The sequence below is a fragment of the Pseudomonas sp. GL-R-19 genome (assembly GCF_019956375.1).
In the GTDB taxonomy this organism is placed as follows: domain Bacteria; phylum Pseudomonadota; class Gammaproteobacteria; order Pseudomonadales; family Pseudomonadaceae; genus Aquipseudomonas.
This window is the reverse complement of sequence record NZ_JAHBDJ010000030.1, coordinates 1-18,740: the sequence shown is the minus strand read 5'-3', so window position 1 is coordinate 18,740 and position 18,740 is coordinate 1. Positions and strand designations below refer to the sequence as shown.

General features: G+C 57.3%; 18 protein-coding genes and 2 pseudogenes. 10 read left to right on the top strand and 10 right to left on the bottom strand.

The annotated features are described in order from the left end of the window. Window positions 1-167: 167 nt before the first annotated feature. Window positions 168-1,067: a DMT family transporter gene (locus KGA83_RS16400; RefSeq protein WP_108219522.1), complete on the bottom strand. Its 900-nt coding sequence runs from the start codon at window positions 1,065-1,067 to the stop codon at window positions 168-170. Window positions 1,068-1,512: 445 nt separating this feature from the next. Further along, window positions 1,513-2,592, bottom strand: coding sequence for an SDR family oxidoreductase (locus tag KGA83_RS16395; protein ID WP_223530227.1), 1,080 nt, complete (start codon window positions 2,590-2,592; stop codon window positions 1,513-1,515). 73 nt (window positions 2,593-2,665) lie between these two features. Here KGA83_RS16395 and KGA83_RS16390 point away from each other — a divergent pair, with 73 nt between their 5' ends. Next, window positions 2,666-3,055 (top strand): MerR family transcriptional regulator, encoded by a 390-nt coding sequence (locus tag KGA83_RS16390; protein WP_223530225.1) that lies wholly within the window; start codon window positions 2,666-2,668, stop codon window positions 3,053-3,055. A gap of 174 nt (window positions 3,056-3,229) precedes the next feature. Here the strand turns inward: KGA83_RS16390 and KGA83_RS16385 are convergent. Next, window positions 3,230-3,481, bottom strand: a pseudogene (locus KGA83_RS16385) (integrase); the annotation flags it as partial. 275 nt (window positions 3,482-3,756) lie between these two features. On the opposite strand from KGA83_RS16385, the gene KGA83_RS16380 reads away from it, so the two are divergent. Further along, complete coding sequence (locus tag KGA83_RS16380; RefSeq protein WP_108219526.1) at window positions 3,757-4,662, top strand: hypothetical protein; 906 nt, start codon at window positions 3,757-3,759, stop codon at window positions 4,660-4,662. A gap of 68 nt (window positions 4,663-4,730) precedes the next feature. Here the strand turns inward: KGA83_RS16380 and KGA83_RS16375 are convergent, their stop codons facing one another. Then, window positions 4,731-5,156 (bottom strand): GNAT family N-acetyltransferase, encoded by a 426-nt coding sequence (locus KGA83_RS16375; protein WP_223530223.1) that lies wholly within the window; start codon window positions 5,154-5,156, stop codon window positions 4,731-4,733. A gap of 291 nt (window positions 5,157-5,447) precedes the next feature. Then, on the bottom strand, window positions 5,448-6,218 hold the full coding sequence (locus KGA83_RS16370) for a DeoR/GlpR family DNA-binding transcription regulator (RefSeq protein ID WP_223530222.1): 771 nt from the start codon (window positions 6,216-6,218) through the stop codon (window positions 5,448-5,450). 264 nt (window positions 6,219-6,482) lie between these two features. Here KGA83_RS16370 and KGA83_RS16365 point away from each other — a divergent pair, with 264 nt between their 5' ends. Both KGA83_RS16365 and KGA83_RS16360 read left to right on the top strand, forming a co-directional pair. Next, window positions 6,483-7,763 carry a haloacid dehalogenase-like hydrolase gene (locus tag KGA83_RS16365; protein WP_223530220.1) on the top strand — a complete coding sequence of 427 codons (1,281 nt, stop codon included), beginning with the start codon at window positions 6,483-6,485 and terminating at the stop codon, window positions 7,761-7,763. Window positions 7,764-8,183: 420 nt separating this feature from the next. Next, on the top strand, window positions 8,184-9,053 hold the full coding sequence (locus KGA83_RS16360) for a GyrI-like domain-containing protein (protein WP_223530218.1): 870 nt from the start codon (window positions 8,184-8,186) through the stop codon (window positions 9,051-9,053). A 203-nt stretch (window positions 9,054-9,256) separates the two neighbouring features. Here KGA83_RS16360 and KGA83_RS16355 read toward each other — a convergent pair whose 3' ends face one another. After that, window positions 9,257-10,246, bottom strand: coding sequence for a LysR substrate-binding domain-containing protein (locus KGA83_RS16355; RefSeq protein WP_223530216.1), 990 nt, complete (start codon window positions 10,244-10,246; stop codon window positions 9,257-9,259). A gap of 96 nt (window positions 10,247-10,342) precedes the next feature. On the opposite strand from KGA83_RS16355, the gene KGA83_RS16350 reads away from it, so the two are divergent. From KGA83_RS16350 to KGA83_RS16340, 3 genes and pseudogenes are all read left to right on the top strand, one after another. Then, window positions 10,343-11,512, top strand: coding sequence for a M20 aminoacylase family protein (locus tag KGA83_RS16350; RefSeq protein WP_108219532.1), 1,170 nt, complete (start codon window positions 10,343-10,345; stop codon window positions 11,510-11,512). A gap of 68 nt (window positions 11,513-11,580) precedes the next feature. Continuing rightward, the gene (locus KGA83_RS16345) at window positions 11,581-12,360 is read left to right on the top strand and encodes an ABC transporter substrate-binding protein (protein WP_371920817.1); all 780 of its coding nucleotides are present in this window, start codon (window positions 11,581-11,583) and stop codon (window positions 12,358-12,360) included. 42 nt (window positions 12,361-12,402) lie between these two features. Beyond that, window positions 12,403-12,510 (top strand): annotated as a pseudogene (locus KGA83_RS16340) (histidine/lysine/arginine/ornithine ABC transporter ATP-binding protein); the annotation flags it as partial. 7 nt (window positions 12,511-12,517) lie between these two features. On the opposite strand, the gene KGA83_RS16335 reads toward KGA83_RS16340, so the two are convergent. Together KGA83_RS16335 and dapF are read right to left on the bottom strand one after the other, a co-directional pair. Then, entirely contained in the window at window positions 12,518-13,258 is a 741-nt protein-coding gene (locus KGA83_RS16335) for a Mut7-C RNAse domain-containing protein (RefSeq protein WP_108219534.1), read from the bottom strand. A gap of 113 nt (window positions 13,259-13,371) precedes the next feature. Further along, entirely contained in the window at window positions 13,372-14,178 is an 807-nt protein-coding gene (gene dapF / locus KGA83_RS16330) for a diaminopimelate epimerase (RefSeq protein ID WP_108219535.1), read from the bottom strand. A gap of 276 nt (window positions 14,179-14,454) precedes the next feature. Between dapF and KGA83_RS16325 the strand changes: the two genes are divergently transcribed. Then, window positions 14,455-15,171 (top strand): class I SAM-dependent methyltransferase, encoded by a 717-nt coding sequence (locus tag KGA83_RS16325; protein WP_223530214.1) that lies wholly within the window; start codon window positions 14,455-14,457, stop codon window positions 15,169-15,171. Between the two features lie 68 nt (window positions 15,172-15,239). On the opposite strand, the gene KGA83_RS16320 is transcribed toward KGA83_RS16325, so the two are convergent. Together KGA83_RS16320 and KGA83_RS16315 are read right to left on the bottom strand one after the other, a co-directional pair. Next, entirely contained in the window at window positions 15,240-15,728 is a 489-nt protein-coding gene (locus KGA83_RS16320) for a GNAT family N-acetyltransferase (RefSeq protein ID WP_223530212.1), read from the bottom strand. A gap of 154 nt (window positions 15,729-15,882) precedes the next feature. Next, window positions 15,883-16,806, bottom strand: coding sequence for a LysR family transcriptional regulator (locus KGA83_RS16315; RefSeq protein WP_108219538.1), 924 nt, complete (start codon window positions 16,804-16,806; stop codon window positions 15,883-15,885). A 143-nt stretch (window positions 16,807-16,949) separates the two neighbouring features. On the opposite strand from KGA83_RS16315, the gene KGA83_RS16310 reads away from it, so the two are divergent. Then, window positions 16,950-18,509, top strand: a complete 1,560-nt coding sequence (locus tag KGA83_RS16310) for an MFS transporter (protein WP_223530246.1) — start codon at window positions 16,950-16,952, stop codon at window positions 18,507-18,509. A 16-nt stretch (window positions 18,510-18,525) separates the two neighbouring features. Beyond that, on the top strand, window positions 18,526-18,740 hold a 215-nt coding region (locus KGA83_RS16305; RefSeq protein ID WP_223530210.1), incomplete at its 3' end, for a hypothetical protein.

Sequence of the window (18,740 nt, the reverse complement as noted above, 5' to 3'; positions counted from 1 at the left end):
AAGCAAATTTCAGGTCTACTAACCAGCCAAGCGCTGGCAGATTTTACGTAGCAACGCAGACTTCCAAACGGTGTCTGCGTTTTTACACACTCTGGGCCAGAAGCGGTCAGTCGCTCAAAACACTTAAAAACCACTGATTGCCAAAGTAATCAGGATCCGAAAATAGCTCACTCGGTCGAAGGGACGGATGCTTTGCTGCCCAAGCGGATTAGTTCATTGGAGAAACACAGCCCGACGATGATCAGTGCCGCTCCCGCGTACAGGCTTTCGCGCGGTACTTCATGGAGCGCCACAAACGCCAGCAGCGCGGCGAACAGCGGCTCGGTCAGTTCCAGCGCCTGCACTTGGGATGGCTTGAGATATTCGATGGCCTTGGTGGTGCAGAAGAAGCCGAGGATGGTCGGCAGCGCGGCCAGCGCCAGCAGTGCAGCGATCGCCAATGGCGACAGCTCGCCGATCACGAAACCATCGGCCGCAGCCGGCATCAGCAGGTACAGGCTGCCAAAAAACAGCAATTGCCGGGTGAGGTGCAGCCCCCCGGATACGCCCATCCGCTTCATGGCAACCGAAAAGGCCCCATAACCGCAGCCGGCCATGGAGGCAAGCGCAGCGCCTTGCAGGGTAAAGCCCTGTTGCAGGTCGGCGCCAAAGATCACCGCGATCCCGGCGATGGCCAGTGCGGCGCCCACGGTCGCGTTCGCGGTGATGGCATCCTTGAGGAAAATGCGCCCCAGGATGATCGAGGAAATCGAGGCACTGGCCATCAGCACCACCACTACACCTGCTGCGGCGTAATGCCGGTAGGCGGACGTTTCGAAATGGAACAGCACGAAGATGCCAAGGAAGGCGCAGATAGCCGCCTGAGTCCATTTGGCCGTAGACGCCGGGCGCTTGAGGAAAAGCAACAGGATCGAAAGTAGCAGGCAACCCAGCAGGGTCTTGATGACGGCCACACTGCTGGCAGTGAAACCATTACTCATGAGTACTTTGCTGAGTACACCGATCGTTGCGTTCAGTGCCGCAGCGGAGAGTGCAAACATGACGCCTTTGCTGAAAGTAGATTGCATTGATGACGATCCCTGTCGCTGATTTGTCGTTCGATAGAATGCCGTCCCACATCGACGGCGCAAAGTTTGAGGATACGAAGATCCCACCAACCCCAGTATTTATTGGGGCATAAGCTGGTTCGCCCAGTAGGATGCTGTAGGCCTTCTTGAAGTTCCAGTACGAAATGGCAGAAAAAAGATAGTGGATCAGGTGGACGTTCACTCCCATGCATCGCTGTGAAGTAGTGCTCAAGCGTATGGCTGAGGCGATTGAGTGTTAGTTAAACATACCCCCCAAGCCAGAGGCGATTATGCACCCTGTTCTCCCGGCATAGGATCGACAATGACTCGACAAGGGCCGATTTCAAGCACGATGGTTGCACTTCTAAGTTGATGAATCCGCATTACTTACCTTAGGAAAGTCCATTTAATCGGGGGCTAATGGCTTTGTCGCCCCCAAGAGAAGTCAGCGGGCCTTGCCCTTGGCTATGCAATATGAGTTGACGAACGTTGCAGTGTGCTGCAAAGACTGGCGTATATCCGGTTTGGCTATTCCATGCCTGTTGGCAAATTGCTCGACCGCCGCTGTATCAAAACGAGTGGTCTGGATAAAGTCCAAGGCTTCGGGTTTTGTATTCAAAAAACGCGCGACGGGAGGAATACTCAGTAGCAACTTCAGCAATCGCAGCGGAATGTGATGCTTGGGAGACTTTACGCCAACGGGTTTTGCCACCTGTACCAGGAGTTCTCGCAAGTTGGGAGTCTGGTCATCAAGCGCCAGCAGTTCCTGACCCACCATGGCAGGATCAAAAGCACAAACCGCCACCAGTTCAACCAGGTAATCCACGGTAACCAGCGGTAGCCAGTGCTCGGCGGTACCGGGCACTGCAGTCAGCTTTCCCTGTACAAGGTTGCGTATCAGCTCCACCAGCGGCTGACCATCAAGGATATGCCCCGTGCGGCTGTGGCCACAAACCGTCGCGGGGTGGACAACGGTAATCTCCCCGCCCTTGGCGGACATGACCTCCAGGGTCGCAAAATGCGCCTCCAACTTGCTCCCCTCGTAACCACCGACATGCCGGTAGACGGCAGGCCAATTCGTCAACTCCGGATAACGAGGATCAATCCCGATGCGTTGCAGATGTTCATGATTTTTCAGCATGTAGCCGCCAATCATCACTAACCGGCTTTTTTGCTCAGCCGCCAACAGCGCCACGCGCTTTGCCCCTTCCACATTCACCGCACGAGAATGCTCCACTGAAAGCCCCCATGCGAAGTGGGCGCCCAGGTGGAATATGACTCTGGCGCGCCTTAGCACTTCTCTGTCAGCAAGACTCAGCCCGAGGTTGTCCCGTTCCAGATCGCCAGCTACGGCAAATACCCGGGTTGCGCACCCTCCCAAACTGTCGACTTGCTCGCGCAGTGCAGCCAGTCGCTCTGGGCGACGCATCAACACCCGAATGGTGTGACCTTTTGCACTCAGGTACGCCACCAAATGTTGACCGACGAAGCCGGTACCCCCCGTGACAAAGCACTCCACGCTCATTTCCCTGTTCCTTGTTAAGGTGAGAAAACGATCGTAAACTATCGACCCAACTCTATAGTCAAGCGGTGTTTTCATGAAAATCGGTGAACTCGAGGCCCGCAGCGGCGCCAGCCGCCATACGCTGCGTTACTACGAACAAATCGGCCTGATCTCAGCGCTACGGGGAACTAACAACTATCGCCATTACACAGTGCAAACTTTGCAGGATCTGGACTTTATCCAGCGCGCGCAAAGCATGGGGTTTTCCCTGGGGGAAATAGGCGAGATTCTGGATGCGCAGCGGAACAAGCTGATCGATTGTGCTGACGGCGCTAAGCTAATTGAAAAGAAGATGGCAGAAATCAAACAGAAAATCGCCAACCTCCAAAACATTTATCGGTATCTGGATGAAGAGCGTGCAAACCTCGAAGCCAGTGCTGCCAAGCAACTTGAGCTTCAGCAGCTGAACAACTCTTCCAACTGAACTGTCAGCATCTGGGAAACGGAAGCTGCAGCCTGCTTCCAGTTTCAAGCCCATCGCTTACGCATTTTCTAAAACCTTCTGGCCAGGCCCTGGACAGTAAGCGTCCGCCCAAAAGACCTTGCGTGGTTAAACGGGCGCCCATCTATGCGGCAGCAACTCGATAATCTCACTCGGCCGCTGCATCACCATGGCTCGTGATGACACGTGCTCGCCATGGGCAACGTCGCGAACACGGAGCTTGGTTAAGTCGCAGGCTCGAAGCTTGCTGTCGATGGCTAGATCGAAGAGAGCCAGATCCCGGGTTCTTTCGGCAATTTGAAGCCTTACTCGGATGGCCCGGATATCTCTCAGTCGAAGCGGGGTTTTCTGCCCGACCAATTTTCCCTTGTTCCAAGGCTGACGGCTGCAGGCGGCGATGATGTTCATGGCAAGTCCTCCACGTGTGGGAGTACAAGGATGGCTAGCCAGAGCAATGGTCGCTAACCGGCCAGAAGCGGACCTTCGCAAACCGGCCGCGAGGGACCGCTCCTGGCAGTTAACTACCTGCCAAGAATTGCCATAAGCACCCCATTCATGGCTTGAAGGTCGCCTGTTGCTCACGTCCCCAGGGCCTGATCCGCGCTTTTTCGCCCCACCTGCCACTTTCGCCACAATCGGCGTGGATCTAAAGTCAGGGGCGCACCTTCAGGGGACTTCCAGTCATGTACAGCTCGCTTGCCTTACCGAGCACCGCTCGCCAATTGCATGACCGGATCTATGCTGGCGAGATCATTCGCTTCGCTGACCTGCAGCCCATGACGGCGCTGGTGGAATATACGCGTGCGTTCCTCGAAGACGCGCTGCATCCCTGGTCACCGCAACAGATCCATCGCCATTTGAGCCACCCTGAGCAGATTGAGCGCTTTGCGAAAATTCAGAATGACTTCGCAGGCTCGGCTGAGGTCCAGCAGCGTTGGCGGGACGTCGTGCAAAGCCTTGGCATCGCCCCTGATACCCTGGCGTGCGATCGCCTGCATTTGCGTTTTCAGCCGCATTGCGAGCCAGGGCAGTCAACGCCGCGTGCCCGCACGACGGCCACCATCGCGTTTCACCGCGATACCTGGGGGTCGAATATCTATGCACAAACCAACTGGTGGGCGCCCATCTATCCCATCACGGCAGGGCGTACCGTCGCCTTGTATCCAGGCCTATGGCAGCGACCGCTGGGTAATTCGAGTGCAGATTTCGATATGCGCGCCATTTTGCAGCGATCCCATCGACACGGCCGCAATGCCGTGGATGCCGACGAAGCCATTCCGCATCTGCTGGAAGCGATCGGCCCGCAGGAGGGGATTGCCGTCGATATCGCTCCGGGGAGCCTGATCGCCTTTTCCGGGGCTCATGCCCATGCCGGCGTCGGCAATAGCACCGGGCTGACACGCATCTCTTTCGAGACCCGATCAATACTGATCGCCGACCTGTTGGCCGGATTGGGAGCGCCCAATGTCGATGGTCACGCGCCGTGGAAGACTATTGGACTGTTTCGCCGAATGAGCGATGCGCAACGCCTGAACGAGATCCTTGGCTGCGGCTTTATCGAGCCCTATCTGCGGCCAGCAGAGCCCTGACGCTGGCGCCGGTAGTCGCTTGGGGAAAGACCGGTGTGCTTGCGATCGGGCCAAGATCCAAATCGCTGTCAGCGCAATGACTTCTGGTAATAGAGCCGGGTATGTTCCGGTGGATAGTCTGCCAGGCGTCCGAATTCGGAATAGCCAAGTTTTTGATAAAAACCGGGTGCCTGAAAGCTGAAGGTCTCCAGCCAGATACCAGTGCAGTTCTTTTTATGTGCAACCTCTTCGGCCATGCGCATTAGCCGCTCTCCGATACCTTGGCCACGCATCGACTCGGGAACGCTGACAAGATCGATGAGCAGCCATCGATATGAGACCTTGCCGTACAGCCCGCCGATAACTTCATTGCTGTCAGGGTCTCGTAGCAACAGGGCAAATGTTTCATGGGCGTCGTCCCCACCGTTGGCCAGATTATGGGCCAGCAAAGGGGTCAAAATGCCTAACCGCTCTTCTTCAGTCGCGTTTTCCGAAAGCTGAATTTCTACAGACATGGCGCTCTCCCTGAGCTATGAGTAACTGGGTCAACAAGGTAGCCCATTTCTGTCACCCCATGGTGAATCGGCAAATGCATCAATCGTCCGATTTTTGATGGGCTGGATGGCTGCTCTTGGCCGATCTCTGCCTCTCACGACCGACGGAAATCGACCCATTGCAGGCGATCGCAGCCAATACAGTTACGGTCAGTTTGCCAGCGCCGAGAGTCGCATCGTGCAAGATCTACCCGGTTGCCTGCACTTGAGCATCACGCTGAGTCAATGCCTGTTGCAACCGCCAAACCACCGCTACACCAGGACAATACGTTTCAGCTTGGCGTTCAGTGCGGCGAACGCCGCTTCGGTACTGGCCTTGTGGTTGGTGATGAGCACGTCGATGCGTTCTGGCGGGCAGAAAGCGACGCGGCTCTCCACGCCAATCTTGCTGTAATCGGCGAGGATGACTACGCCTTCGGCATTGTCGGCCATGGCGCGTGCCACTTCGGCTTCGCGGTGGTCGTAGTTGCTGGCACCGCGCTGGGCGTCGATGCCGACCGGCGACAACAGCGCCAGGTCGGCCCGATAGCGGGCAATTTCCGCCACCGTGGTGCTGCCGACCGTCGCCGGCGCACGATCGTCGAGTGAACCGCCCAGTACGAGCACCTCGTTGTGCCGACCGCCCGACGCCGCGGGGTTGCGCAGTTGCAGTGCCACGTTGAACGAGTTGGTGATCACGGTCAGCCCTCCCAGCTTGGCCAACTCTTCGGCAAGGATGACGGTGGTGGTGCCCGCGTCGATGAACACTGTCTGCCCATGTGACAGCAGACTGACCGCGGCGCGCGCGAGGTCACGCTTGAACTTGACGTTGCTTTGCGCCCGCTCGGCGATGGGCGCTTCGTCCTCAACGCGGATGGCGCCGCCGTGTATCCGCTTCAACTCTCCCTGTTCTTCCAGAGCGACCAGGTCGCGCCGCACAGTCTCGCGAGAAACATTCAGCTCCGTGACGATGCGGTCGGTGGTGACGCGCTGCAAGGTCGATAGCAGTGCGCGGATCCGCTGGTAACGCTCTTCTTGCCACATACCGGGTGTCCCTGCTGTTCGAGTCGCTGTCCGAGCACGCATTGTGGAGGGGCGTCAGTCGCTGTCAAGTTTGGCGCGGCCCCAGGATCATTGAGCTGACACGGTCTGCGCGTCATGTTTGTGTAATATTGAGGCAATATTGTTTTTTTGTGTATTTGGAGCTAGCCTCGTGGCCGGACGGGCTCTTCCCCTCGTTCGTATTTTGAAACACGCTTTCGCCATCGCCTCGGTTGTAACCTCTCGTCTAGAAGTAGGAGCTATGCCATGCAGCGTCGCCAGTTTCTGAACACCCTCGCCACCGTTTCCGTCGTCTCTCCGCTGTTGTTGTCATCCCGTATAACGCAAGCCGCCACGCCTGCGGCCACACCGAGTGCGCTGGACCCAGTGCGCTGGTCGCCGCTTAACCAAAAGCGTCTGCAAGCGGTGATCGATGAGCACGGCGTCAAAAGCGCGTCCTACCGTCCTGACCAGCGCCCATACGCGGTGTTCGACTGGGACAACACCTGCATCATGAACGACTGTGAAGAAGCGCTGCTGGTCTACCAGATCAATCATTTGCAGTACAAGCTGACGCCTGATGAGTTCGCTGCCGTGGTGCGTCAGGACGTGCCGAACGGCGCGTTCATGAAGGACTACACCACGGTGGACGGCAAGCCGGTCAAGATGGAAGACATCGCCAGCGATGTGGAAGCGGATTACCGCTGGTTGCACGCCAACTACAAGGGGCTCGCTGGCGACAAGAGCCTGGAAGAGATCCAGGCTAGCGAGCAGTACAAGGATTTTCTCGCCAAGCTCTACTTCATGTACGACGCGATCTGCGACAGTTACCCCGTGGAGATCGGCTACAAGTGGATTCTGTATTTCTACAAGAACATGACCACGGCTGAGTTGCAGGCGATGGCCGAGGCTTCCAACAACTCCGCCATCGGCGACGCGCTGCGCAAGGTCAAGTACGAGAGTTCGCGCACATTACCGGGCAGGGCCGGGGTGGTGGCCGATACCCACTTCCATGGCATTCGAATCCATGAGGAGATTCGTGGCCTGATGCACACGCTGCGCGCCAACGGCATCGACGTCTATGTCAGCACCGCCTCGATCGACGATGTGGTACGCGTGTTCGCGGGCAATCCTCATTACGGATACGGCGTGCCGCCTGAGAACGTGATCGGCCTGCGCATGGCGATGGAAGACGGCAAGTACACCACTCGCTATCAGCCAGACTGGCACTTCAATTACGGTCCGGGCAAGACCGTCGGCATCAAGAACGTGCTGGTTAAACAGAAGGGCTATGGCCCGGTGTTGGTGGCTGGCGACAGCGATGGCGATGCCTGGATGCTGCGCGACTTCAACGATACGGCGGTGGGGGTGATCGTCAACCGCATGAAGAAGGGCGAGATCGGCGCCGACAGCCGGCAGGCCGCTACCCAACTGGGCAAGCCGGACGCCCGCTTCGTCCTGCAGGGGCGCGACGAGCACACCGGCCTGATGATTCCAGACGAGAAATCGCTCAAGTACGGTAAAGACGAGCTTAAGCTGCTGGCTTGATGGCACTGGCTCGCGGGTGGCCGGCGGCCATCGGCGAGCCGCAGTGCAACTCGCCTTGTATCTGCGGGAATGATGATTCTGCGTCGGAAAATCGGTACCGCTGCCGGCCCGAGTGAGTCTGTAAGTAGTATCGAGTCAAAATTGTGAGTTGCCCCAGGTTTTCGAGGCGCGCCCCACAGGCCGCTTTTGGCCGCTTTCTGCCTGTCACGACCGACCGAAATCGACCCAATATAGCTGTCGGTCGTACAGGATTTACAATCGGAGGCTCAGATGAACTGCCCGGTAGCCTTCAAGACGGTGCATCCAAGGCGGCCACGTCGAACAGGCATTTCAATCGCGACCTGAGCAAACACGGCTAGGCGCGGGCACGCCGGTATAGTCGACTCTATTGCCTACCGTATTTCCCGGAGCCTCCATCCAGTGTCTGACTTGCTGAGCAACGCCGCCTACACAAAACGCTTCGACCTGGTACTCGCCTACATCGACGCCAATCTCGAAGGTGACTTGTCCGTGAAGATGTTGAGCCAAGTCGCGAATTTTTCGGCGTTTCACTTCCATCGACAATTCACCGCGTTCGTGGGCGTGCCTGTTTCACGTTATGTACAACTGATGCGACTACGACGCGCGGCGCATTGCTTGTCTTCCCTCGCGGATTACTCGGTGCTGGACGCCGCTTTCGGTGCGGGTTTCGAAAGCCCCGAAGCATTTTCCAGGGCGTTCAGGCGGGCGTTCGGTACGACGCCGAGTGCATTCAGGAAGCAACCGAATTGGCAGGTCTGGAGTGCGGTGTTCACCATCCCTCATTTTTCCAGGAGCATCATCATGCAGATACGAATTGTGGAATTTCGCGAAGTCAGGGTTGCAGCATTAGAGCATTGCGGAGCGCCCGTGCTCATTAATGAGAGCGTGCGTAAATTTATCGAGTGGCGCATGCAGAGCGGACAGTCGCCGGTGGCATCAAGTCGCAGCTTTGGTATTCCTTTCGGCAACCCCGATACGACCCCGGCCGAAGAGTTCCGGTTTGCAATCTGCGGCGAGATTCACGAGGCGGTAGCAGCGAATGAGTTCGGCGTAACCGAGAGGGTTATCCCTGGCGGGCGCTGCGTCGTGGTGCGTCACGTGGGCTCGACGGATCACATCGGCGAATCGATCTATCCGATCTATCGCGACTGGCTCCCTACCAGCGGCGAGGAGCTTCGAGACCAGCCGCTGTTCTTCGATTATCTAAGCATTTATCCCGAGACACCGCAGGATCAATGGCAGACCGATATTTATGTGCCTTTGCAATAGCGGACAGGTCGCTGCTGGTTTGAAACGATCGTCGTTGAGTTCATCGTTGTAAGCTGCCTCTCGCCAAGGGGCAGCTTTTGGCCGAGAGTCGCCTCTGGCCACATGCAGAAATCAGTCAGTAGTGAACGCTTGGCGCCGGTACCTACGGCCAGATTCGACCCAAAGACGTCCTGACGTATCAGACATAAAACCGTAGGCTCACCTCACAGCCGCAGCCGTAAGGTTTCAAACAGCGCGCGGTCTTCCTTTTTGGCTGAGCGCGCATGGCGCCGAATGACCTGCAACAGACATTCGGTGAAGCAGACCGCCGGATTGCTCAGGGCGCCATTGCGGCGCGTCACGATGCTCAGCTGTCGGGGCTCGAACTGCTCGGTCAGCCCCAGGGATACCACACGCCCCAGAAATGGCGGGGCTGTGCTCACGATGGACGGCCCCCAGGTGCACATGTCGGCCCGCTCGACCATCATCTGCAAAATGGCCAGTGAATGAGCACGCACGATTCGATTCTCATCAATCTGCGCGCCGTGTTTCCAGAACAGTTCCTGCATCAGCCCGTCGTGCCCGTCCGGCGCGTAGTTCAGGGTCCAGTTTTCTTCCAGTAACTCGTGGATCGATCGCGCATGCTGTTGGGCGTGACCCTCGCGGACCAGCACCGAGGTCTGGTAATCGAGCAAGGTTTCGCAGGCGAATTCCTGGGTCGATTGTGTGGGATGGAGTTGGCCAATCGCAAAGTCCATGCTGCCGTCGCGCAGCAGCGGTTGGGCAACGGCCATCAGGCTTTCGAACAGTTCCAGCTTGATGTGTGGCATACGTTCGCGAAAAGCCAGCACGACTTCGGGCAGGAAGGTCAGGGCGACCCATGGGGTGATCCCGACGCAGAGCCGGCCTTGAGCCTTTCCACGCATGTGATCAAGCTCGGTCTGTGCGTGCTCCAGTTGCTTGATCACCAGCCGGGCGTGAGTCAGCAGCACTTTGCCGTATTCGGTGAAGTTCAGACCGCTGGCGGTTCGGGTAAACAGCGGTAGCTGCTGGCTGGTTTCCAACTCGCGCAGTGCTTTGGTCACAGCGGCCTGGGAAATCTCCAGCGAACGCGCGGCCGCGCGGATACTGCCGGTTTCGGCGCTGGCAATCAGCGCCTGTAATTGATGCAGTTTCATCTGCTCACCCAGGTGACAACTAATGGTTGTCATCATAACCAAACTGCGCCTCCCCAGCCCCGCGTCCGTTCCCTAAGATCGACCCCAACAGCGCTTTCGCTGCCGCACAGCCCCTGTCGAAGGAGAACACCCATGAATGCCGGCCTGGTCCTGCCTGGTATTGCCGCGATGCAAGATGAAATGATCGCGATACGTCACAGCATTCACGCCCACCCTGAACTGGGTTTTGAAGAGTTCGCCACCAGTGAGCTGGTGGCAGCGTATTTGACTCAGTGGGGCTTTGAGGTCAGCACCGGGGTGGGCAAGACCGGGGTCGTTGCCACCCTGAAAAATGGCGAAGGTCGGTCCATTGGCTTGCGCGCTGACATGGATGCGTTGCCGATACAGGAAACCTCCGATTTGCCTTATGCCAGCCGGATCGACGGAGTCATGCATGCCTGCGGTCACGACGGTCATACTGCAGTCCTGCTGGCAGCCGGTCAGTACCTGGCCCGAACACGGGCGTTCAATGGCACCGTGCACCTGATTTTCCAACCGGCGGAAGAAGGGCTGGGCGGTGCCAGGAAAATGCTGGAGGAGGGGCTGCTCGAACGGTTTCCGTGTGACGCGATCTTCGCCATGCATAACGTGCCGGGTTATCCCGTCGGGCATTTGGGTTTTTACAGCGGGCCGTTCATGGCGTCTGCCGACACGGTTAACATCAAAATCATCGGCAATGGTGGCCATGGCGCGGTGCCGCACAAAGCCGTCGACCCGGTGGTGGTCGCTGCCTCAATCGTGATGGCCCTGCAAAGCATCGTCTCGCGCAACGTTAACCCGCAGGAGATGGCGATTATCACGGTGGGCTCCCTGCATGCCGGGAGCGCCTCGAATGTCATCCCGTCCAGCGCCGACCTGAGCCTGAGCGTACGCGCCCTGACCCCCGAGATTCGCCACTTGCTGGATGTCAGAATCACTGAATTGGTCAAGGGCCAGGCCGAGAGTTTTGGCGCCCGGGTCCACATCGATTACCAACATTGCCATCCGGTGTTGATCAACGATCCCGAACAGACGGCGTTTGCCCATGAAGTCGCCCGCGACTGGCTGGGAGAGGAACACCTGATCGATGACCTGCGACCGTTTACGGCCAGCGAGGACTTTGCTTTTGTCCTGGAAAAATGCCCCGGCAGCTATCTGGTGATCGGCAACGGCGAGGGAGAAGGCGGGTGCCTGCTGCACAACCCCGGCTACGACTTTAATGACGACTGCCTGCCGGTGGGCGCGAGCTATTGGGTCAAGTTGGTCGAACGTTTTCTGTGTTGAGATGGCGAATTTTCGCCCGTTGTGCCTGTAAAAAACCTGCGGCCTGAAGAGGAATAAAAATGAACAAGATGATTGCAGCCGTTTCCCTGGTGTTCCTGACCACCTCGAGCCTGGCGGGGGCGGCCGACTGGTCTGGCAAAGTGTTGAGGCTGGGGGTGGACCCGACCTATCCACCGCTGGAATACAAGAACCAGGATGGCACGCTGACCGGTTTCGGGGTCGACATCGCCGAGGCGTTGTGCGCCGAACTGAAAGCCCGATGCGTCTGGGTGGAAAGCAGTTGGGACGGGATGATCCCGGGACTGCTGGCGCGCAAGTTCGATGCGGTGGCGTCTTCGATGACTATCACACCCAAACGCCTGGAGCAGATTGCGTTTACCGACAAGGTGTCCAATGCACCGGCACGGTTAGTGGCCAAACGTGGATCGGGATTACAGCCGACCCTCGAATCGCTCAAGGGCAAGCGCATTGGTGTGGAGCAGGGCTCGACCCAGGAATCCTATGCCAAAGCGGTTTGGGGTGCCAAAGGCGTGGACGTTCTTTCCTATCAAAATCAGGATCAGGTGTACGCCGACCTGGTCGTGGGGCGACTTGATGCCTCGTTGCAGGGTTCCATTCAAGCCAGTTACGGCTTCTTGAAAACCGCGGCGGGTAGTGACTATGAATTTGCCGGTGCCACTCTGGATAACCCGGGCTTTTTCGGCGTCGGTGATGGCCTTGGTCTGCGCAAGGACGATGTCGCGTTGCGCGAAGACTTGAACAAAGCCCTGGCAACCATTCTTGCCAACGGTACTTACGCGCGGATCAACAACAAGTACTTCGATTTTGACGTCTACGGCGCCCAGTAACGCGTCGTCGTCAGCTTGAACAGGGCGCTCGTTCGAGCGCTCTACCCCGGGCAGTTACGGAGCCTGCGCAGCCGATTGTCGATGGTGTATCAGCACTTCAATTTGTGGAGCCACATGACTGTGCCGAAAAACATCATCGAGTGCCCGATGCGCGCGGCTATCGGTTCAGCAGCGGTGCCAGGAATGCACACATGCCGCGCCAGTGCGAACCTTCCCAGTAAACCCGTTGGCAGGCGTTGCAGCGCAGGAAGTGCGAATAGAGGACGCCAATGCGTGGCGGTACCAGCGGCCGAGCCAGTTCCGGACTGATCTCGTGCAGCGGCAGGTTGCAATGAAGGCACAGGCTGAATGGCCGCGCGCTACGCGCCAGGTCGAGGCGCTCGTACAATTCGCGCAGCTGCAGCGACGGTTTCAGGGCATGCACGTAACAGCCGTGGCTGATGATCCGCCGCTTGAGCAGTTCGCGGTCACGGGTCAGCACGATGCGTCCTTGCTGCGCAGCGATCTCGGCGATCTCGCTATCCTCGAAACCATTGTCGTAGAGCGTGTCGAAGCCACTCATGCGCAGCAGGCTGGCCAGCCCGCCAAGGTGCGCATCAGCGACGAAGCGCAGCACCCGTAAAGGTTGCGCACGAACCTTGAGCAGCGGGCTGATGTCCAGCGTTTCGAACTTGGGATACACCGCCAGCCGGTCATTGTCGAGGATCACCCGCTCGAAGCCCGCCGACTCGCCGTTGAGCAGCACCAGCTCGACCTCGGTGTGCGGTACTCCGAGCGCCTCGATCATGTGCTTGACCGTCGCCCCTTGCGCGCACTCGCAGGTGAAGGACTGCCGCCGACGTTCGGCCGGCAGGAAATCGTTGAGCTCCTCATAGAAGCGGAAAGTTGCACGGGTCATGCTCAACAGTATGGCAGGGCTGCGGGATGTGCGAGTCTGGTCCGGACATCACCCCTCTCTCTTGGGGGTGATCGACTTACCTGCTTATCACGATTCAGCCACTACAAAGCTTGTTACAGGGCACCCGAAATCATTCCCGAAAAAGTCGTCTCTACCGGACCGGTCAGGACGACAGATCCCACGCCATCCCATTGAACCGTTACAGTGCCGCCATCACATTCAACCTCAACGGAATTGTCTAACAAGCCGCGACGAATTCCGTTTACAGCAGCGCCACAAGAGCAGGAACCTGAACCAAGCGGAATCGCTCCCCAGCGCTCCCAAATGCGCAAACGAATGTGCTTTCGGTCAATGATCTGGACGAAATGCACGTTCGTCCTGAGGGGAAAAAGAGGGTTGGTTTCTATGGTCGGTCCGATTGTCGCTATGTCCACAGCTGTAAGATCATCCACAAAATAGGTGCAGTGTGGATTTCCCATGCTGCAAGCTGATGGGCTACCCGCAAGTGGCAAACCTACAGTATCCATTTCCAGAGCCAGAGGAATAACCGACCAGTCGAAAAGTGGTACTCCCATGTCGACGGAAATTGCGCCGGTTGAGGTCCGTTCGCAAGTGAGCAGGCCCCGGTTGGTTCGCAGCGTTATCGACTTGGTATTTGATTCGCGCATCAACAAATCCGCGGCACCCCGCGTCGCGCTGCCACAAACGTCCAGCGCGGAGCCATCTGCATTCCAGAACATCAAGCGCGCATCTGCAGCATCGTCATCGAGCACCACCGCGAGTTGATTGAACCCGACTCCCCGGTTCCGGTCACCCATGCGCCGAGCCATGCCGTCTGTCATTGGATTGGATGAGTTACGCGAGTCCACGATAACGAAGTCATCGCCATTGGCGTGCATTTTATGAAACCTCAGCGGCATGAATTGACCCTGGCGATGAGAAATTGGATGAGTTGATGTTTAAAGTCGATCTATCCCCATTCGCATGGTTTTTGCAAGCTGTGTGGAAGCGTGGGTCACCGCTCCTCAAAAGTCTTGATTTAGGTTGACTGACTTCCTCAGGGCGTGAAGCTGACTATGCCAAGGCAAACTCCGATTGGGAGTTGTATTCCACATAGGAATGCAGTTAATAAAATTAATGAATTTTTATTATCGCCGTATATGACATAGCTTGATTCAAGGACATGGAGAACCGCCTTGAAATCATCACCTCTCAACTCAGCTGAAAAATTTGATACCACACGGGCCAATGAATACGGACGACAGAGCCGTATCGCATTAGCAGGATATGACGCCTGCCACGATCTTGTTGCGTGCATGCTGGCGGCAAGCCTCGGCAATACAAATTCGGCGAAGATACTGGTAGTTGGCGCTGGCGGCACGGCGCAGGAAATTATTGCGATGGCAACGTTGGAGCCCGGTTGGCGCTTCACTGCCGTTGATCCATCCGAGCCAATGCTGGAGGCAGCGAAGCAGCAGTTAGAGGCAAACAACTTGCGTGAAAGAACGGACATGCATCTTGGGCATGTTGAAGACCTGGCAGCAGACCAATCATATGACGCAGCTACCTTGATCGGTGTACTGCATCATCTCGATGGAAATGATGCCAAACGACAAGTTTTACAATCCATTCGGGCTCATCTAAAGCCGGGCGCGCCGCTGATTGTCGCGGGGAATCAGTACGCTTATGCCAGCCAACCGCTATTGCTTGCTGCTTGGGGGCAACGGTGGCGGCAGCATGGAGCCAGCCCGGATGAAGTGAAGGTCAAGCTGGGGAAAATCCTCCAAGGCGCTGACCCTCCACATTCTGAGGCGGCGGTTCAAAAACTGTTACACGACGCCGGATTCGGGGACGCTACCCGTTTCTTCAGCAGCCTGTTCTGGAGTGCTTGGTTGACGTGCAAAATGGTTTGAACCTGGACACGACAGGCCGCTTCTGGCCGATTTCTAGTTGTCATCCAGGGTAGCAATCAACTGTGTATTCAACCTGTCGAGATTCTGCTGCGCGTCATGTGTATGAGGGCCGATCGGCCGTTTCCCAAAGAAGGTCGCTCCTCAATGGCATAAGGCACAAACCCGAGCCTGGGGTAGAGCAGCAGCCCTGCCGTGTTTTCGTTGAAACAGGAAACCTGCACCTCGCGGGCGTCGTAACGCTCGAATGCCAAGCTGGTCATCGTCTCTACGATAAACGTCGCCACTCCTTCGCCCCGAGCGCTCGGCGAGACGATGACATTGCCGATACAGCAAACGCCATTGCGTTGCGCTCGATAGAAATTGGCAAACCCAACGACAGTCCCATTGATTTCCACGACGGTAGAGTCAAAGCGTTGGGAGATCGCGGTAATCAACTGCGTTTCCGTTAGCGGGAAGTGCGCCTTCGGAAACATGAAAAACAACTCTTGAGCGTTCTGAGGAAAGCCGCAGATCATTTTAACGTCGCTAGCCTTCACTGGCCTGTGGTTCAGTTTCATTGCTCGTCTCTAAGCTCCATGAATCAGTACTTTAGCTGAGTCCCAAGGCTGGCGCAGGGTGATGGAGAGCAATGGCATGTGCGCAAATGGCCGATCGGTGCCTCTCACGACCGACGGAAGTCGACCCACAACGGACGGTCAGCGATTACCGGCTTCATGAGCGAGTTACAGCTGGTCTGTCGACGGAAGGGATGGCAAACAGATGCTCGGCAGCAAAGTCCACGAATACGCGGATCTTCGGTGAAAGATGGCGACTGGACGGCCACAACGCCCAGAACTGCCCTTGATCTTCGCTGTGACCGTCGAGCACCGTTTCCAGGTGCCCCTGGGCGATAGCTTCGCGGGCCAGGAAGTCCGGGACAAATGCGATACCGTGCCCATCCACCACGGCCATCAGCATGGCTTCCATGTTGTTCAATGTCAGGGCGGTTGGCAGGCGTAACTGCGTGAACTGGGGGGCCGAAGACATACTCCAGTCCATTATTTTACCCGTCGTGACAAATCGGTAACGCAAGCACTCGTGATGCTCCAGGTCACTGATAGTGACGGGCCGTCCCTTACGCTGCAAATAGTCAGGCGATGCGCACAGGACAAACTTAAAAGGCCCCAGCTTGCGGGCCATCAGCTTGGAGTCGGCCTGGCCGCCGCTGCGAATCACTACGTCAAAGCCTTCATCGATCACATCTACCAACTGGTCGTTGAAGTCCAGTTCCAGCTCAATCTCCGGATAGGTTTTGCGGAACCGCGCCATATGGGGCAAGAGAAAGCGATAACCGATGGTGGGCAAGCTGACGCGTAACTTTCCACGGGGTTCCTGTGTGGCATGGGAAAGCATCGCCCGGGCATCTTGAAGATCGTCGAGGATCTTTCGGCAGCGTTCATAAAACAACTGTCCCTCCGCAGTCAGGCTGACTTTGCGGGTGCTGCGGTGCAATAACCGCACATTCAGCGAAGCCTCAAGTTTGGCGACGTTTTTGCCCACGGCCGAGGCAGAAATCCCCAACGCCCTGGCGGCACTGATGAAACTGAGCGCCTCGGCGGTTTTTACGAATGAGATCACCCCACTAAGACTGTCCACAACTCGATTGCATCCTTTTGGTTCACTATAAGTGGAATAAAAGCCAGTTTATCTTCGATTGTATCCTAACTAGAGTGTACGAACGATCGCGCGCCTCGGCCTGGACAGCACGGATACTTCATAGATATGCAGGGAATCACCTAATGAACTCAGCTACCGAACCGCTGCCGGCCCATGGTCGGCACTCCATCTTGGCTGCAATTTGCCTGGCCGCCTTGGTATTACCCATGAGTTTTACCGGCGGGGCAGTGGCTACGCCGTTCATTGGTCAAACCTTTGATGCCCATCCCACGGAACTGGCCTGGATCACCAATGCCTTCATGCTTAGCTTCGGCAGCCTGCTGATGGCAGCCGGCACCCTCGCTGACCTCTACGGACGCAAGCGACTGTTCATGTGCGGCATGGCGTTGTTTGCACTGGTGTCGATCCTGTTGGCGGCGGTCCCCGATATTTTCTGGCTGGACCTGTTGCGCGGCGTGCAGGGCATTGCCGCGGCGGCAGCCCTGGCCAGCGGTTCGGCGGCACTTGCGCAGGAGTTTGATGGACATGCCAGGACTCGTGCTTTCAGCCTTCTGGGCACCACTTTCGGGGTTGGCCTGGCCTTCGGGCCGTTGTTATCGGGGTTGCTGATCGAGTACTTGGGCTGGCGCGCAATTTTCCTTTTCACGGCCCTGCTCGCCATCCTTTCCTTGATATTTGCCCTGCCGAAAATGCGCGAAAGCCGCGACCCGCAAGCACAGCGTCTGGATACGCCCGGCGTGCTGATGTTTTCCGGCCTGTTGATCACGTTTACTACGGCGGTGATTCTGGCACCTGAGCAAGGCTGGGGTTCGCCGGTCATCCATGCACTGCTTGGAACGTCGGCGGTCTTTTTGCTGCTGTTTTTCATTGTTGAGAATCGGGCAAAACATCCGATGCTGGAACTGGGGCTATTTCTGTTTCCGCGCTTTGTCGGTGTACAGATCCTGCCGATCGGTACCTGCTATTGCTACATCGTCTTGATCGTATTGCTGCCGTTTCGGTTTATCGGCGTAGAAGGGGCCAGTGCCTTTGAAGCGGGGCTGATGATGTTGGCACTCTCTGCCCCGATGCTGATTGTCCCGATCATTGCCGCGTCGCTAACTCGCTGGTTGTCGGCGGGCGTACTCTGCGCAATCGGCTTCGTGATCGCAGCGGCCGGGCTCTACTGGCTGAGTACGATCCCGGTCGTTACGCACGCGCAGATCATCGCGGCCATGCTGGTGAGCGGTATCGGTACAGGCCTGCCCTGGGGCTTGATGGATGGTTTGTCGATCAGCGTGATCCCCAAGGAACGGGCGGGGATGGCCGCCGGTATTTTCAACACGACGCGGGTGGCCAGCGAGGGTGTCGCCCTGGCGATCACTGTTGCGGTGCTGACGGCCCTGGTTGCACACCATCTGAGCATCAGTATCTCGGTCAAATTGTCCGCCGTTGACTATTCAACTATCGCGCAACGCCTGGTGATGGGTGATATCCAGCACGCGAGCACCGACGCCAGCCAAATCCCGCTGACGATACTGCGCTCGGCCTATACCGCCGGGTTCAACACCTTGTTGCAACTGCTGGCGATGTTCACGCTGTTCACAGCCGCCGTGGTCTTTCTATTCCTGGGACGTCAAAGCGAGATTTGCATCGGCGCCGAATCCACGCCCGATGTCGCCCGTCTCTCATCGGGTACCTGAAAGGCGCTTTGGAGCCATGCCTGATGTCGCCCAACACACACTTCACGCCGCTGATTCTAGCGGGCATTGGCCGATTACTGCCTGTCACGAAGGGCTGAAAACGACCGATTCTGTTGAAAAAGTCGGATTTTCAGCTCGCCTGAACTCAGGCACGACCACCACCGGAGAACCTATTCACCACATTGAGTGGTTTTTCGGCCCTTCGTTGAGCTTTGCAGCTCGGTTAGTGGG